Here is a 15,202-nt window from a genome sequence, read left to right as displayed (position 1 = left end):
TCCGCAGTATTTCAAGGGGTTTGAGGGAGGGCGGCAGCACGTTCGGAAGACCGTGACCGTATCGTCATCAAGCGTCACCATTTAGATGCGCGATTTCCAGTCTTCTCTCAGACAGCATCGGCAGAGTCGTAGTCACCGCTGAACGGTGGCGACCGTGAGGTACTGGGGAGTACCACTGACCGGCCATCACTGAGTCCGGGCCACAGCCAAGGGAATGTGCTCGGACGTTTCGGTGAAGGAGGACCCGCTGCCGAATGGGAACCGGTAAGCGACCTCGTTGCGAAGGGCCCGACCCGGTGGTTCAACCGGGGCGGGCCTTCGCAGTGCCTGGGCGCAGGACCACCCGGTCCGCGCCCAGGTATGTTTGCGGGGACCTGTCAGTGGGCATGACATGATGCGAGTATGACGCTGCCGCCGGTACTGGCGACCACCTGGGTCGTCATCGAGTACCTCATCAAGATCGCCGCACTGGGCACGGTTCCGGAGAACCGCCGCCCGTCGTCGTCGACCGCCTGGCTGCTGCTCATCTTCCTGCTGCCCGTCGTGGGGCTCCCGCTCTACCTGCTCATCGGCAGCCCGTGGGTGCACGGCACTCGGCGCCGCCAGCAGCACACCGTCAACGAGATCACCCTCGACTACACCCGCTCCATGCCGGACCTGCCCAAGGGCGCCCGGCCCTCGACCTACCTGGCCGGGGCGGTGCGTATGAACCGCCGGTTGACCGGCCTGCCCTGCGTCAGTGGTGAGGTGGTGGCCGTCCACGCCGACCCCCGCAGCACCTATGAGGCCATGGCCCGAGCCATCGACGCCGCCACCGACCACATCCACGTCGAGTTCTACATCATGAGCTGGGACGAGGTCACCGACGTCTTCTTCGTCGCCCTGGAGCGCGCGGTGGCCCGCGGGGTCACGGTGCGACTCCTCCTGGACCACCTGGGCAGCCGCAAGTACCCCGGCTGGAAGCAGTTCTGCCAGCGCATGACCGACGCCGGCATCCGCTGGCGTCTCATGATGCCGCTGCTGCCGCTCAAGCGCCGCTGGCGCCGCCCGGACCTGCGCAACCACCGCAAGATCCTGGTCATCGACGGCGAGAAGGGCTTCATCGGCAGCCACAACGTCATCGACCCCTCCTACCGGACCCGGCGCAATGTGCGGGCCGGGCGCCGCTGGGAGGACCTGTCTGTGGAGGTCACCGGCGAGATCGTCCTGGAGGCTCAGGCCGTCTTCGCCATGGACTGGTTCTTCGAGGCCGGTGAGCAGCTCGAGGCCTTCGACCTGGCTCTGGGGACGCCGACCGAGACCCTGCCGGAGATGGTGGGGCTGCCGGGCATCCCGGTGGGCACGCCGGCCCCCAGGCCTGGGCGGCCGGGCGCCGTCGTCAACGCCATGCAGCTCATCCCCTCCGGGCCGGGATACCCCACCGAGCCGAACCTGCGGATGTTCCTGGCCCTCATCCACGGGGCCAAGCGGCGCGTGTCCATCACCAGCCCCTACTTCATCCCCGACGAGGCGCTGCTGGCGGCGATGACGTCAGCCGCCTACCGGGGGGTGGAGGTCGAGCTGTTCGTGGGCAAGGAGTCCGACCAGTTCATCGTCAGCCACGCCCAGCGCTCCTACTACTCGGCGCTCCTGGCGGCGGGGGTGCGGATCTACCTCTACCCCTCGCCGACTGTCCTGCACTCGAAGTACATGACGGTCGACGACGAGGTCGGGGTCATCGGGTCCTCCAACATGGACTTCCGCTCCTTCGCCCTCAACTACGAGGTCATGCTGCTGGCCTTCGGCGGGGACCTCGACGACCTGCTGCGCACCAACGACGCCGACTACCGGGCTACCTGCACCGAGCTGACCCCCGAGCTGTGGGCCACCGAGCCCTGGTACAACCGCTACGTGGACAACGTCTGCCGCCTCATGTCCGCCGTGCTGTGACGATGGCGGGGTGAGTGCTGCTCCCAGCCGCGTTTCAGATTTATAGAAAACATACAATGTGTGGCCGCTTGGGTCGTGTGTGCCATAAGGTCGGATTTGCTGGAAGGATCCGTGTGAAAACGACTGTCAGGGGGCGAGTGTAGGAATCGCCAATATTTGTCACATTATCTGATGTGGAGTGTTTGTGTGGAGGGGTATGATGGTAACACCATTTACCCAATCGGTATATTGTGGTGAATGGCGGGCGGGGTGTTTGCTATCCTGCCTGGGTTCGATGACTTCGAAGGAGAGATCACGATAAGTGTGGGACGAGTGCTGGGGCGGATTGGTGCTCCGGTGATGGCTTTTGTTGTGGCGATCGGAATGTTCTTTGGTGCGGCGGGTCAGGCTGTGGCTGCACCTCATCCGGTTGCGCAAAGTTCTGAGCAGGCGAAGGTGGCGGAGCTTCAGGCCGAATATAAGGCGGAAGCTTCGGCTGAGGACTACCAGAAAGCCGTTCAGACCTATGATCGACTGGTCGCGGGGAAGCCTGACCCTACCGAGGTGCCGGCCTCGACATGCGTCACCATCCCCAAGTGGGCTGTTGTTGCCTATGGCTGGTATCTGATGACTGCTGGTGCGGTAACGGGTGTCGCTGGAGGTGCTGCGGATGGGACGATCGTCGGTCTTCCTGCTGGTGTGGTGCTCAATGGTATTGGTGCTGCTGAAGGGCTTACTGGGGGTGCGCTCGTGTATTGGACCGATCACACCTCTTGGCCTAAGCGGATCTGCGTTTGATGTGGGTCTTTGATGCTGAGATCGCGGTGCAGGTTTGGTGCTAGTTGTGCGCAAGCCTGCACCGGGGCTCTCGCATCAAAGAATCTGAGTATCGCTCCGAGTTTGAGGGGTTGCTATGTTGTCATGGCTAATTGGGATGATTATTTTCTGGCTGTGCATGCTAGCTGGGGGGTTGATTCGCTATTATCGCACTCGACAGAAAAGTGAGTATCGGCATCGAGGTGATGATGCGCAAGATTGAGATGTCAGCTGTTCCGTTCTGAATTAGATGAACCTGGCGGCGGGGTGAGGAGGTGTTGCCATGGATATCCCGCAGTGGGTGTGGGCGCTAGCAGTTGGTTGGAGTGGAGTTCTGGTGGGGACGGGAGTCCGTCTGTACCGGACCAGGCGCTCCTGGACGCGCAAGTACCGGGAAGACCAGCCTCGGCGCTGAACGATCCGGGCTGTCCGCATGGACGTCGTCGGCCCCCGCACCGCGATGGTGCGGGGGCCGACTGTGTGGAACCGGAGAAAGAGTCTGATGGGACGCGTGAACCGGTGACTCAGGCGTCGCGGTGGGTGAAGACGACCGCGGCGATCGCCAGCGGGACGACGGCCCAGACGGCGAAGATGGCGATGGCCTGCCAGTGCTGGAGGAAGACGGCGGTGCCGGCCTGTCCCCACTGGTGAGCCAGGCTGAAGGGGTCGGAGACGGCGGTGGACAGGGTGTCCGGCAGGAGTCCCAGGACCTTGTTCGCCCACTTCCAGTGGCCGGCTATGAGGTTGAAGGGAATCGGGACGACGAACAGCACCGACACCACCATGGTGATGGCCCCCGCCGTCGAGCGAGTGAGGTAGCCGACCCCCTGAGCCATGAGCGCGATGAACGCGAAGACCAGGCCGGTGCCCCAGAACAGCCCCAGGTAGTGGGCGTCGGTGAGAGAACCGGCGTGGCCCTTCATGAACGGGTAGGAAACGGCGTAGGACAGCGCCACGCAGAGGACCCCGAGGATGAAGGAGAAACCCGATACGACGAGCGCCTTCGCTGCGAAAAGACGTCCGCGGCGGGGAACGGCCATCAGTGAGGAGCGGATCTGCCCCGAGGCGTACTCGCCGGTGATCATCAGGGCCCCTAGGACGGCGACGACGACCATGCCCAGCACCGAGCCCATGGTGATCATGGTCTTGGCCTCGTCGACCCGACTGGGGGAGCCGGCGTAGTTCACGGCCAGGCCCGCGCCGAACATGACCGTGATGACGACCGTGATGCCCGACGTGACCCAGGTGGAGGTTAGGGTACGCAGTTTGATCCACTCGGCGCGCACCGCGCCTAAGAAGGACTGCCGACCATCCACGCGGGGCCGACTGGGCCAGATGGCGGCCTCCCGGACCCGCTCCCGTCTGGCGCGGGGTGTCCGAGAGACGGGGGTGGTTTTCTGGGGGGCCTCGAACCGGTTGACGCCCATGGCCGGGCCGGCTGCGGCGTCGATAGTGGTGGTCATAGTGCGTCAGTCCTCGGGATGCTCGTGGCCTTTGTTCTTCCTGAACGATTCCAGGTTAGGAGGGCTGGGTCCCGGTGTGATCGTCCCGGTGGCTGAACACGGTAGGGGCGGTCTCCTCCCCCTGACGGAGGAGGGGTCGTCTGCGGGGATGATGAGTCGTTGCTTGGTCCGCGGGGTGCCCGGTGGCCGCGGGGCGAGGGGTCGGGCGGTCAGCTGATCTGGGCGCAGAGTTTGGTGATGCGCTGGAGGCTCACCTTGCGGCTCGTGCCCAGAGTTTGGGCGAACAGGCTCACCCGCAGCTCCTCCACCATCCAGCGGGCCTCCTCCAGGAGGGCCTCGCGCTGCGGGTCCGCCGGCAGCGAGGCCGCCTTGGCGCGGGCCTTGTCCACCACCTCCTGGGCCTGGGAGACCTGGAAGGCCAGGGCCGCATCCTGGGAGGTGGCCGACGGCGATGAGGCCGCCTTCTCCACCCGCATCACCAGGGCCCGCAGGTAGCGCTCCAGATGCGCCAGGTGCTCCGGCGGGGTGGCGGTAATGAAGCCGCCCGGAACCAGAGAGGCCGCGTGCTCGCGCACCTCCTGAAGCGTGCTCAGCAGCGTCAGGGAGGTGTGCTCACCCACCACGCGCTCCACCTCCCGGGCCGCCGTGAGCGCCGCGGCCGCATACCGAGCCACCCGGTAGACCTCGTCCTCGAGCTCATCGCGCATGACCCCGACCAGCGCCTCGAAGACCTCCCGGCTGCGCACCTCCGCCAGCGCGCAGCCGGAGGCCGACGCCGCCCAGTGCCCGGCCACGATGCGTGCGGCGGCCGCCTGCACGTCCTCCACAAGAGCCTCCGTCGTCCGGTAGGGGCTGGCCGCCAGGATGAGCGACTCCTGGGCACTCCACCGGCTCGTCACCCGAGCCGCCGGCAAGGCCGTGCGCGCCAGGGCCAGCGCCGTCACCCCGGCGCCATGAGCACCCAGCTGGGCGGCGGCGTCGGGCAGGATCCGCAGGTCTGCGCTCCTGGCCCCGTTCGCCACCAGGGCGGGGTAGCCGCGCACCACCAGCCCGGCCCGGCCCGCGGACTCCACCGAGGCCGGGATCGTCGAGGCATCCGGGTCGCCCAGGCCCGGCACGCCCCGAGGCCAGTCGGTCAGACCCCGGCGCTCCTCCAGGCCGGCGCCGCTTCCAGCAGCGGCCCCTGAGCCTCCTAAGACCCCTGCGGTCCCAGCGGCGCCGCCCGGACGCTGGGCGGCAGCCGGCCGCCCATCCTTCTTCTTACGGCCCTTGCGGCCCGACTTCCCGCCCTGCGCGCCCTGACGCTCCTGGGCCTCGGCCATCGCCTGGGCCAGCGCACCGCGTACCACCGAGCGCACAGCAGCCTCCGTCTTGCCCGACAGCCGCTGCTGGAGCGCAACCAGGTCCCGGCCACGGCCAATAACCCGCCCCCGCGCATCCAGGGCCGCGAAGCCCATCGCCAGGTGATCCGGCAGCCGCTCTGCCGCCTCGGCCCAGTCGGCCTCCGTGATCTCCACGCCCTTGAGGCGGAGCACCACCCGGCTGAAGGCCTCCTCGAAGGGCACCTCGGGGCAGCTCGCACCCGGCGGCGTCGGGAACTCCTGGGCGATCTGGGCCCACACCTGGGCACCCACGTCCGGGGCCGGCACCAGCTGGCGGCGCACCCGCTTGGGCAGCGCCCGGATCGTGGCCACGCACAGCTCGGCCCGCATCCCCGGCACCAGCCAGTCGAAGCCCTCCGGGCTCAGACGCCCCAGCACCTCCACCGGCACCTGGACACTGACCCCGTCCTCGGGGTGGCCCGGCTCGAACACATAGTCCAGGCCCAGGGTCAGGTCCCCCTGCACCCACGTGTCCGGGAAGCCGCTCGCGTCGCCGCCACCGGGCAGCAGCAGCTCCCGGGTGAAATCCAGCAGGTCCGGGGTGGCGCGCCGCTGCTCCTTCCACCAGGCGTCGAAGGCCACCGCGGAGGTCACCTCCTCGGGGACGCGGTCGTCATAGAAGTCGAACAGGGCGGCGTCGTCGGCCAGCAGGCCGTGCTCGCGCCGACGCCGCTCCACATCCTGAAGCTCCTCGATGAGTTCCCGGTTGCGCTCCACGAAGCCGTGACGGGCGTGCCAGCCGCCCTCCACCAGGCCCGAGCGGATGAACATCTCCCGGGCGACCTGGCGGGCCGAGTCCGTCCCCACGCTCGCCAGCGTCGCCGGCCGGTCCGCCACCAGCGTCATCCCGTAGAGCAGCACCTTCTCGTGAACCATGGCCGCCCCCTGGCGGGTCGACCAGTAGGGCTCACCGAAGACGTGGCGGGTCAGGCCCGCCCGGTCCGCCACCTGCTCGATCCACCGGGAGTCCACCTTGGCCACGGTGCGGGCGAAGAGCCGGGAGGTCTCCACCAGCTCGGCGGTCATCACCCAGTCGTAGGTCTTGCGGCGCAGACCCGAGCCCGGCCAGATCGTGAAACGGGTCCCGCGCGCGCCGGCGTACTCCCGACGACGCTCGTCCCAGTTGCCCACATTGGACAGCAGCCCCACCAGCAGCGAGCGGTGGATCGCGTCGGCGTCGGGAGTGTCCGCGCTGCGCCCCAGGGCCACGACGGCGGTCGCCACACCCCCGTTGGCGATCTGGGCGGCGTGGCTGCCAGGCTCCAGGGCCTCGGTGGCCGCCCGGATCGAACGGGCCGTCGGCAGCTCCACCGGGGCAGCGTCCAGGCCCAGGGGGCGTGCCAGCTGGCGCAGCTGGGTGTGGACGTCCTGCCACTCGCGCACCCGCAGGTAGTGCAGGAACTCGGCGCGGCACATGCGCCGGAAGGCCGAGCCGGACAGCTCGCGGCTCTGCGTGCGCAGGTAGCGCCACAGGTTCAGGTAGGTCAGGAAGTCACTCGTCGGGTCCGCGAAGCGCCGGTGCAGGGCGTCGGAGGCCTCCTGCTTGTCCGCCGGGCGCTCACGCACGTCCTGGATGGACAGGGCCGCCACGATGACCATGACCTCCCCGACACAGCCCAGCTCACCGGCCTCCAGGAGCATGCGCCCCAGACGCGGGTCAATGGGCAGGCGCGCCAGGCGCCGCCCGATCTCCGTCAGGCGCGGCCCCCTGCGGCCCCGGTCGGGGGCGTCGTCGGAGCGGGCCGAGGCGGCCCCGGCCGGCTCGATGGCGCCGATCTCCGTGAGCAGCTGCAGACCGGAGCGGACCTGGCGGGAGTCCGGGGCGTCCAGGAAGGGGAAGTCCTCCACCGCCCCCAGCCCCAGGGCCGCCATCTGCAGGATGACGCTGGCCAGTGAGGTGCGCAGGATCTCCGGCTCGGTGTACTCCGGGCGCGCCTCGAAGTCGGCTTGCGAGTACAGGCGGATGGCGATGCCGTCGGCCACGCGCCCGCAGCGGCCCGCCCGCTGGTTGGCGCTGGCCCGGCTGATCGGCTCGATCGGCAGGCGCTGGACCTTGGTGCGGTTGGAGTAGCGGGAGATGCGCGCCAGGCCCGGGTCGATGACGTAGCGGATCCCGGGAACCGTCAGGGAGGTCTCGGCCACGTTCGTGGCCAGGACGATGCGGCGCACCCGGTGGGCCTCGAAGACCCGGTGCTGCTCGGCGGCGCTCAGGCGCGAGTACAGGGGGACGACCTCGATGGCCCCCGGCGTGCGCGAGCGGCCGTCGGGCGTGTAGCGCGCCCCCAGGTGGTCGATGAGGGCCACCTCGGTGTCGCGGATATCGCGCTCACCGGCCAGGAAGATGAGGATGTCGCCGCTGGGCTCACCCAAGAGCTCGTCGACGGCGTCGAGGAGCCCGGTCACCTGGTCCTTGGGCTCCCCGGACTTGGCAGCCGCGGAGCCGGCCCGGCCCCGGCCCTTACCGCGAGCCCCCTGGTTGCGGGGCGTGAGCGCGGTGGGGCCGGCGCCGGAGCGAATGGCCTCGCGGCGGGCCCGGGCCGCGGCGCGCACGGCCGGGTCGGGGGAGGTCAGGGCCTCCAGCTCGGCCTCGCTCAGCTCACCGGGTCCCGCCGGGCTGGGCCGGGGGACGGTGGTGCCGTCGGTTGGTGAGTCGCCGGTGCCCTCGGAGGCGGGGTCGACGTCGTCGGGAGCCAGCGGGCGGTAACGCACCTCGACGGGGTAGGTGCGCCCGGAGACCTCGATGACCGGGGCGGGAACGATGAAGGGCTGCCCCCGGTCGCCGGTCTGCTCGCGGCCGAAGTGCTCGGCGAAGCGCTCGGAGTCGATGGTGGCCGAGGTGATGATGACCTTGAGGTCGGGACGCTGGGGCAGCAGACGCGCCAGGTAACCCAGGATGAAGTCGATGTTGAGGCTGCGCTCGTGAGCCTCGTCCACGATGATCGTGTCATAACGACGCAGCTGGGGGTCGGACTGGATCTCCGCCAGCAGGATGCCGTCGGTCATGAGCTTGACCAGGGTGTTCTCGCCGACCTCCTCGGTGAAACGCACCTGGTAGCCGACGACGCCGCCCGGCCCGATCGGGGTGCCCAGCTCGGAGGCGATGCGCTCGGCCACGCTGCGCGCGGCAATGCGCCGCGGCTGGGTGTGGCCGATCATCCCGGTGATGCCCCGACCCAGCTCCAGGCAGATCTTGGGCAGCTGGGTGGTCTTGCCGCTGCCGGTCTCACCGGCGACGATGACGACCTGGTGCTCGCTGATGGCGGCGGCGATCTCCTCACGGCGGGCGGAGACCGGTAGCTCCTCGGGGTAGACGATCGCCGGGACTGCAGTGGCGCGGGCGGCGAGCTGCTCGGGGGAGTACCCCTTCCAGGCGCTGCGACGCCGCCCCCCGGCCCGGCCCGGGCGCCGGCCCCGGCGCCTGCCGCCACCGCGCGGCTGCGCACTCTCGGTGCTGCGCGCACCGAGGTCGCCGTCCTGCTGGCCGTGATGCCCACCGACGTGATCGTCGCCCTGATTCCGCTTGCGGTGCTCGCCCTGTTCCATAGGTGACCCATTGTCCCTCATGGGTGCGTCATCGCCCGATCACCTCGCGACAGGACCGCCGGCGAAAGGCCGCGTCGGTAGGGGCCCTGCGTGGAATACTCACCGACATGACGGATACTCCCCAGTGGCCGGGCCGCTCCTCAGGGCCCTTCTCTCACGGTGCTGGCGGGCCTCAGCCTCCCTACGGTCCGCAGGCTTCTCAGGCCGTTCCGGCTCCCGACGGCGTCCAGGGCGGGGTAGGTTGGCAGAATCCCCCCGGGGTGGGCGGCGCTCCGGGGCAGCCGGCCCAGCCTCCCTACCTGCCGGCAGGGGCGCCCGTGCCGTACCAGACCGGCCCGGTCTACCCGGCCGCCCCCGGTGAGGGGGCGCCCAAGCGCAGACGGCACACCGCCGTCATCGTGACGGTCGTGGTCGTCCTGGTCCTCGCTGTCGCCGGAGGGGGAGCGGCCTACTGGTGGCTGCGCGGCCGGGATGGAAAGCCCGCGAGTCTAGGGACGTCGTCGGGACCGGGATGGACCAAGGCCTGGGCCAACGGCTATAAGGAGGTCTGGGCTCTCGACGCCCCCAAGAACGAGCCCTCCACTGGGGCGAGCGTCTCGGTCGAACATGAGGGCGACAAGCTCATCCGTGGTATCGCCGAGGGCACTGCGGTGCATGCCGAGGTGTTCTCGCTGGCGAAGGTGGCTCCGGAGCTCCTGTGGGAGGAGGACTTCGATGCCGGGGTTGAGGGCTACCACGTCGATGTGTGGCAGGGGAAGCTCATTGAGAATGACAAGCTCGTCGACCTGAGCACCCGGAAGCATGAGGGCGCCCCATGGAAGGCCGGAGCCAAAGTGACTCTCCAAGGGGACAACGCGATCTCCTGCGAAGGGACGACGTGCACCATGTGGTCCTCCCCGAGCCAACGCGTATGGCAGGAAAAGCTTCCCTTCGAAGAGGATCCCGAAGGTATCTCCTTCACCTCCCGTGTTGATCACTATGCGGAGGCGTGGACGTACCAGGAGAAGGATACGCGTTACGTGGTCGTTGACCTCAACACCGGGAAGGCTAAGAAATTTGAGGGAGCCGAGCCGGGCACCACACCGAAAGACCTGAAGGACGGGTGGATGCTCTTCGACTCCCAGCCCCCATCCTCGGGGCGGCCCGATACCGTGACCCTCCTCAACCCCGATGGCTCAGTCAAGGAGACCTTCGAGGTAGGCGTTCCCGACGACTTCACCGACTACCCGTGGTCACCCCAGGACCTCACCCTCGACCAGGCGCGCGCCTGGCTCAAGAACGGTGACACCTCCTGGGCGCCGTCGACATACTCGATCAACAAGAATGACAAGGAGTGCACATCCATCACGGTGGCGGGCCAGAGAATCGACCTCGGCGAGAACAACTCGCTGTCCTCGAAGCTTCCGAGTGGATGTTCCGGTGCGCCCATCCAGGGCGTCTACCACGCCGGAGACGGGGAGATCGGCGTCTTCTTCGAGCGCAAGAGCGACGACGAGACGGTTCTGCACCTCGTCGACATGTCCACCGGAAAGAGCCCCGCGCCGCTCCCCCTGGGGGACTGGGGCGGCTACATCACCGAGGGCGACTTCCTCATCACCCACGAGGACAACGGGGCGGTCAAGGCCTACCGCCCGTCCTGACCCGCCCCGACCCGCCTCGCGCGTGCCGACGACGGTGCAGTGACCACCCGGCTGAGGAGCCGGGCGGCCGCTCAGCGCAGGCGGCGCTGAGCCCACTCCAGGCTCAGGCGGGCGACCTCCTCCTGAGCCTGCTCCAGGGTCTCGGCGTGGACATGGACCATCTGACTGGAGTCGGGCAGCAGTGGGAAACCCTCGGCGGTGGCCTCGGCGGTGTCGGGCAGCTCGTTGGACAGCACCCCGTGCACCATGAGCACCGGCCAGGGCAGGTCCGCCAGGGTGCGCTGCGGATCCTGCATGGAGAAGTCGGCCAGCGTCTCCTTGGACAGGACGTTCCACTTCCGCGAGTTGGGGTTGTCGTCCACCAGGCGCGTCAGCCCGTGCTGGGCGAGCTCATCGAGCTGCTCGGGGGAGAAGATCTCCTCCCACAGGATCGACTGCGGCCCCACGATGGCGCCCACGAGCACCGCCGTGCGCACATGCTCGGGCCTCGCCAGGAGCGCCGCCGTCGCCCCGAAGCCGTTGGCGTGGATCATCTGCCGGGTGAAGCCCAGGCCGGCCAGCCAGCTGGAGGCCGCCCGCAGGTCCTCGGCCTCGCCCGCCAGCGTGATGACGTCGTCGTCTGACTCGCCCAGACCCGAGAAGTCCAGGTTGAGTGTGGCCAGACCCGCCTGGCGGTAGCGGGCACCGATCCAATCCAGGCGCCCGCCCTGACCGTGACGGTCGGTGAGGAAGTCGTGCGCCAGCAGGACCACGCCCTCCGGTCGCGCCTGCGGGGGCGCGGCGTCCTCCGACGTCGTGGAAACCTCCAGATCGATGGGGGCGGCTCCGGCGGGCAGCTGGAGGGTGCCGGCCAGGGTGATCCCGCGTGGGGTATCGATGCGGACGTCGTTCATGGGGTCAACCTAAGACAGAAAATAGGGGTGAGCATGGGGGAAGCGTCGGTAGTTCTTCCGATTGCGCTTCGAGCGTGACTGGGGGCGTCGAAACCGCTGGTTGCCGCCAGGACTGTGGATAACGACGAACCGTGAGGATTCTCCGGCAACGGTGGAACCCGGACCGGGGACCAAGGGCCGAGGAGGGTGACAAGGGCGCCAGGCCGGGTGCGCACCCGAGTCGCACGGGGCGCCCACCCGGCCTCAGCCGCCGTCGGGCGGGCAGGGCAGGGACGGGCGGCGCTGTCGAGCTACTCGGGAAGCGGCACCGCGCGGACCGCCTCGACGGCGCGGCGCACCAGGGCCTCATCGGTGCGCTGGGGCTCGTCGGGCGTCAGCCCCTCGCGGGGGCAGCGCATGTGGACCTCGCGCACGCCGGTGGACTCCACCAGGTCGACCAGGCCGTCGGGGCGCACGGCCCCGGCCGCGACCACGGTTGGCCCGCCACTGGCCACCAGCCCGGCGATCACCGAGGCGCCGTCGGCCGCGGTCTGGGCCGCCCCACTGGTCAGGACGTAGCGCACGCCGAGCCCCTCCAGGTCCCCGTAGGCCTCCACGGTGTCGCGGCACTGGTCGAAGGCCCGGTGGAAGGTGACTGGGGCGCCATTAGCCATGTCGACCAGCAGACGCACGAGTCCGCGGTCAATGGTGCCGTCCTCGGTCAGGGCGCCGACGACGAAGCCCAGGTCCACGGCCGGCGGCAGCGTGGTGCGCCCCCCGCCCGTGGCCTGGGGGCGGGTGAATTCGGCCATCTCCAGGGCCAGGGTGGCGATGCGCCGCACATCGGCGATCATGGCCCGGCCCTCATCGGCGTCGTAGACGAAGGACCCGCCCCGGGGTCGGATGAGGATCCGCAGGCCGAAGGGGGCGGCGGCCTCGGGCTTGTCCGCCCAGTGGGCACCGGCCTGGGCGCGGCGCTGCTCGACCTGCTCGGCGGCGGCGAAGATGGCTGCCTCAATGGTGCCGATCGAGGGGGTGGTGCCGGCGGCGGTGAGGTTGTCGCCCAGCTCGGCCCGGTCGGCCCCAGCCCGTGCGGAGATCCTCACGCCCTCGACGTCCTCGACGCAGGTCTCCAGGACGACGTGGTCGGGGTGGCGCCAGGCGGGGACGGGAGCGGTGATCGTGTGCTGGCGCAGCGACGGTGCTGATCCGGTGAGCCTCATTGCGTTCATGGGGCTGAGTCTGACATGTCCTCACGTTGATGGGAACCGAGTTGACGTCAGATGTCCTCAGATGTCCTCCAGATCCTCATAGGACTTGGGGTCCTCGATGGGCTCCAGGTGCGCCGAGATGCGCAGGCTGGTGTCGGCCTCGATGAGCTCGTCGATGACCTGCTCGGTGAAGTCGTGCCCCTTCTTGACGCTCCAGGCCGCCGGGACCAGCACGTGTAGCTCCATGAAGCGCCGGTTGCCGGCCTCGCGTACCCGCACCGCGTGGAAGTCGATCGTGCCCGCCTGGCGGTGGCGCGCCAGAACCTCTTCCACGGTGCGCAGCACCTCGGTGGACGGGGCGATGTCCATGAGACCGCCCACCGAGTCGCGGATGAGCGTGAAGCCGGCCCACATGATGTTGAGCCCGGCCCCCAGGGCGACGACGGCGTCGAGCACGGCCGAGCCGAAGACGGCCACCAGCGCCACCCCGACCAGGACCGCGGCGGAGGTGACGACGTCGGTGGCCAGGTGCTTGGCGTCGGCCACCAGGGTCATGGAGCGCTCGCGGCGCCCGGCTCGGTAGAGCGCCCACGCCACCGCGCCGTTGAGGAGCGAGGCGATGACCGAGACCGCCAGACCCACCCCCAGCTGCTCGGGCATCTGCGGGTCGATGAGGCGCTCGATGGCGGAGATGATGATGAAGGCGGCGGCCACGAAGATCATGACGCCCTCGACGACGGCCGAGAAGTACTCCGCCTTGGAGTGCCCGAACTGGTGGTCGGCGTCGGCGGGCTTGGCCGCGATCTTCAGCACGATGAGGGCGACGACGGCGGCGACGAGGTTGACCACGGACTCGGCGGCGTCGGAGAGCAGACCCACTGAGCCGGTCAGCCAGGCCGCGGCCCCCTTGAGCGCGATCGTGGCCAGTGCGGCACCGATGGACAGCCACGCGTAGCGGCTCAGGTCCTTGGGGGGCGAGTAGCGGGAGGACACGCGCCGATCATGGCGCGGACCGGAGCGCCCTGACCACCTGAGGTTTCGTATCGCCGCAACGCGCGATCCGCGGCGGCCGGGTGCCCGTCCCGCGCTTCGCCGTGGGCTAAGGTGCCGGGTAACGGCGGGCTGCCGGGCCGGCACCGGGGTCGACGGCGGGACGCCACCATGACAGGAGTGAAAGGCGGGCAACCGGGGTGCTGGACCTCTCTTCGCTCATGCTTCACACGCCGGCCTCCCTGACCGACACCTTCCGGCTGCTGGACCTGTGCGGGGTCCTGCTCAACGGGATCCTGGGCGGGCTCATCGCCCGGCGCAAGAACTTCGACCTGGTGGGCTTCGTCGTCCTGGCCATGCTCACGGCTACCGCTGGCGGCATCCTGCGCGACGTCATGATCCAGGCCGGCCCGCCCTTCGCCCTGACCGACCCCTACTATCTCTACACGGCCTGTCTGGGGGCGACGGTCGCCTGGTTCGTGCCGCTGCCCTCGCGGCCCACCCGGCGCCTGCTCGTGGTGGCCGACGCCGTCATCCTGGGGTGCTGGGCCGCCACCGGGGCCTCGAAGGCCCTCACCCACGGGCTCGGAGTCATGCCGGCGCTCCTGCTGGGCTGCCTCACGGCCATCGGCGGCTCCATGATCCGCGACGTCGCGGTGGGGGAGACCCCGGCCGTCTTCGGCGGCAACAAGCTCTACGCGATCCCGGCGCTCATCGCCGCCGGCACGCAGGTCGTGGCCGTCAAGGCGGGGGTAGCCGACGCGCACGCCATGCTCGTGTCCACCGTGGTCGGTGCGGGCCTGTGCGTGCTCGCCTACTGGCGCTCCTGGCAGCTGCCGGTCATCTCCGACAGGGAGCGGCGCCGGGCCGGGCGGCGCGAGGCGAGCGGCGCGCTGGTGGGCTGGCGCCGGGCGCTCATGATGGGGCCGTTCAAGGCCCCCTCCTGGCGCGGCCGCGGCGGGCGGACGGCACAGCAGGGCGCACCCTCCCAGCGGCCCGAGCAGGGCTAGGGGCGGTCTGCGGCGTCAGCCGGCCTCAAGCTGACCTCAGGAGCTCTCGCCGACCGGGCGCACACTGGCCTGTCCGGCGTCGACGGGCTGGGACTGGACGCTGTCCTTGGATGACGGCGCCCCGAAGAGCCGCTCCTTGACGACGTCGGCGACCTTCTCGGTGACGGCCTCGCCCTGGGCGCGCACGGCCTGCTTGACGTGGCTGGAGGCGGCGTCGACCCGGGTGCGCACGAAGGGCTGCTCGGCGACCTTGGAGGCCGCGGTCTTGATGCGCTCGTACTGGGCGCGCCCCGCGCGGGTCCCGAGCACGTATCCCGCGCCGAGTCCGAGGATGAAGGGGATCTTGCCGGCCATATCGTCTCCTGAG

At 69.5% G+C, this 15,202-nt stretch carries 10 protein-coding genes; 4 read left to right on the top strand and 6 right to left on the bottom strand.

Translation table 11 applies throughout. The features are described from left to right. Nucleotides 1–402 precede the first annotated feature (402 nt). Nucleotides 403–1,929: a phospholipase D-like domain-containing protein gene (locus RIV14_RS04445; RefSeq protein WP_075372374.1), complete on the top strand. Its 1,527-nt coding sequence runs from the start codon at nucleotides 403–405 to the stop codon at nucleotides 1,927–1,929. Between the two features lie 237 nt (nucleotides 1,930–2,166). Further along, the gene (locus RIV14_RS04440) at nucleotides 2,167–2,706 is read left to right on the top strand and encodes a hypothetical protein (RefSeq protein WP_143224200.1); all 540 of its coding nucleotides are present in this window, start codon (nucleotides 2,167–2,169) and stop codon (nucleotides 2,704–2,706) included. A gap of 542 nt (nucleotides 2,707–3,248) precedes the next feature. On the opposite strand, the gene RIV14_RS04435 is transcribed toward RIV14_RS04440, so the two are convergent. Together RIV14_RS04435 and RIV14_RS04430 are read right to left on the bottom strand one after the other, a co-directional pair. Continuing rightward, a complete protein-coding gene (locus RIV14_RS04435) occupies nucleotides 3,249–4,187 on the bottom strand; it encodes an ABC transporter permease subunit (RefSeq protein WP_081381831.1) in 939 nt (312 codons plus the stop codon). 209 nt (nucleotides 4,188–4,396) lie between these two features. Then, nucleotides 4,397–9,133, bottom strand: a complete 4,737-nt coding sequence (locus RIV14_RS04430) for a DUF3418 domain-containing protein (RefSeq protein ID WP_256699274.1) — start codon at nucleotides 9,131–9,133, stop codon at nucleotides 4,397–4,399. A gap of 86 nt (nucleotides 9,134–9,219) precedes the next feature. Between RIV14_RS04430 and RIV14_RS04425 the strand changes: the two genes are divergently transcribed. After that, complete coding sequence (locus tag RIV14_RS04425) at nucleotides 9,220–10,752, top strand: hypothetical protein (RefSeq protein ID WP_256699273.1); 1,533 nt, start codon at nucleotides 9,220–9,222, stop codon at nucleotides 10,750–10,752. A gap of 71 nt (nucleotides 10,753–10,823) precedes the next feature. Here the strand turns inward: RIV14_RS04425 and RIV14_RS04420 are convergent, their stop codons facing one another. The 3 genes from RIV14_RS04420 to RIV14_RS04410 all read right to left on the bottom strand — a co-directional run bounded on the left by RIV14_RS04420 (nucleotide 10,824) and on the right by RIV14_RS04410 (nucleotide 13,828). After that, the gene (locus RIV14_RS04420) at nucleotides 10,824–11,645 is read right to left on the bottom strand and encodes an alpha/beta hydrolase family protein (RefSeq protein ID WP_075372372.1); all 822 of its coding nucleotides are present in this window, start codon (nucleotides 11,643–11,645) and stop codon (nucleotides 10,824–10,826) included. 290 nt (nucleotides 11,646–11,935) lie between these two features. Further along, nucleotides 11,936–12,847 (bottom strand): copper homeostasis protein CutC, encoded by a 912-nt coding sequence (locus RIV14_RS04415; protein WP_178387856.1) that lies wholly within the window; start codon nucleotides 12,845–12,847, stop codon nucleotides 11,936–11,938. A gap of 66 nt (nucleotides 12,848–12,913) precedes the next feature. Next, entirely contained in the window at nucleotides 12,914–13,828 is a 915-nt protein-coding gene (locus tag RIV14_RS04410; protein ID WP_075372371.1) for a cation diffusion facilitator family transporter, read from the bottom strand. A gap of 218 nt (nucleotides 13,829–14,046) precedes the next feature. Here RIV14_RS04410 and RIV14_RS04405 point away from each other — a divergent pair, with 218 nt between their 5' ends. Beyond that, complete coding sequence (locus RIV14_RS04405; protein WP_075372425.1) at nucleotides 14,047–14,835, top strand: trimeric intracellular cation channel family protein; 789 nt, start codon at nucleotides 14,047–14,049, stop codon at nucleotides 14,833–14,835. 36 nt (nucleotides 14,836–14,871) lie between these two features. Here the strand turns inward: RIV14_RS04405 and RIV14_RS04400 are convergent, their stop codons facing one another. Next, the gene (locus RIV14_RS04400; RefSeq protein WP_075372370.1) at nucleotides 14,872–15,189 is read right to left on the bottom strand and encodes a protoporphyrinogen oxidase; all 318 of its coding nucleotides are present in this window, start codon (nucleotides 15,187–15,189) and stop codon (nucleotides 14,872–14,874) included. Between the last annotated feature and the right edge of the window lie 13 nt (nucleotides 15,190–15,202).

Origin of the sequence: Actinomyces acetigenes (genome assembly GCF_031296635.1) — a bacterium.
GTDB lineage: Bacteria > Actinomycetota > Actinomycetes > Actinomycetales > Actinomycetaceae > Actinomyces > Actinomyces acetigenes.
Note: the sequence above shows the minus strand (reverse complement) of the source record. Positions and strands in the feature narration are given on the sequence as shown.

What these genes read in the sequence shown, in the direction of transcription:
- RIV14_RS04435 (WP_081381831.1), bottom strand. Translation starts at nt 4,187, where the DNA reads ATGACCACCACTATCGACGCCGCAGCCGGCCCGGCCATGGGCGTCAAC.
- RIV14_RS04425 (WP_256699273.1), top strand. Translation starts at nt 9,220, where the DNA reads ATGACGGATACTCCCCAGTGGCCGGGCCGCTCCTCAGGGCCCTTCTCT.
- RIV14_RS04440 (WP_143224200.1), top strand. Translation starts at nt 2,167, where the DNA reads ATGGCGGGCGGGGTGTTTGCTATCCTGCCTGGGTTCGATGACTTCGAA.
- RIV14_RS04445 (WP_075372374.1), top strand. Translation starts at nt 403, where the DNA reads ATGACGCTGCCGCCGGTACTGGCGACCACCTGGGTCGTCATCGAGTAC.
- RIV14_RS04400 (WP_075372370.1), bottom strand. Translation starts at nt 15,189, where the DNA reads ATGGCCGGCAAGATCCCCTTCATCCTCGGACTCGGCGCGGGATACGTG.
- RIV14_RS04405 (WP_075372425.1), top strand. Translation starts at nt 14,047, where the DNA reads ATGCTTCACACGCCGGCCTCCCTGACCGACACCTTCCGGCTGCTGGAC.
- RIV14_RS04420 (WP_075372372.1), bottom strand. Translation starts at nt 11,645, where the DNA reads ATGAACGACGTCCGCATCGATACCCCACGCGGGATCACCCTGGCCGGC.
- RIV14_RS04415 (WP_178387856.1), bottom strand. Translation starts at nt 12,847, where the DNA reads ATGAGGCTCACCGGATCAGCACCGTCGCTGCGCCAGCACACGATCACC.
- RIV14_RS04430 (WP_256699274.1), bottom strand. Translation starts at nt 9,133, where the DNA reads ATGAGGGACAATGGGTCACCTATGGAACAGGGCGAGCACCGCAAGCGG.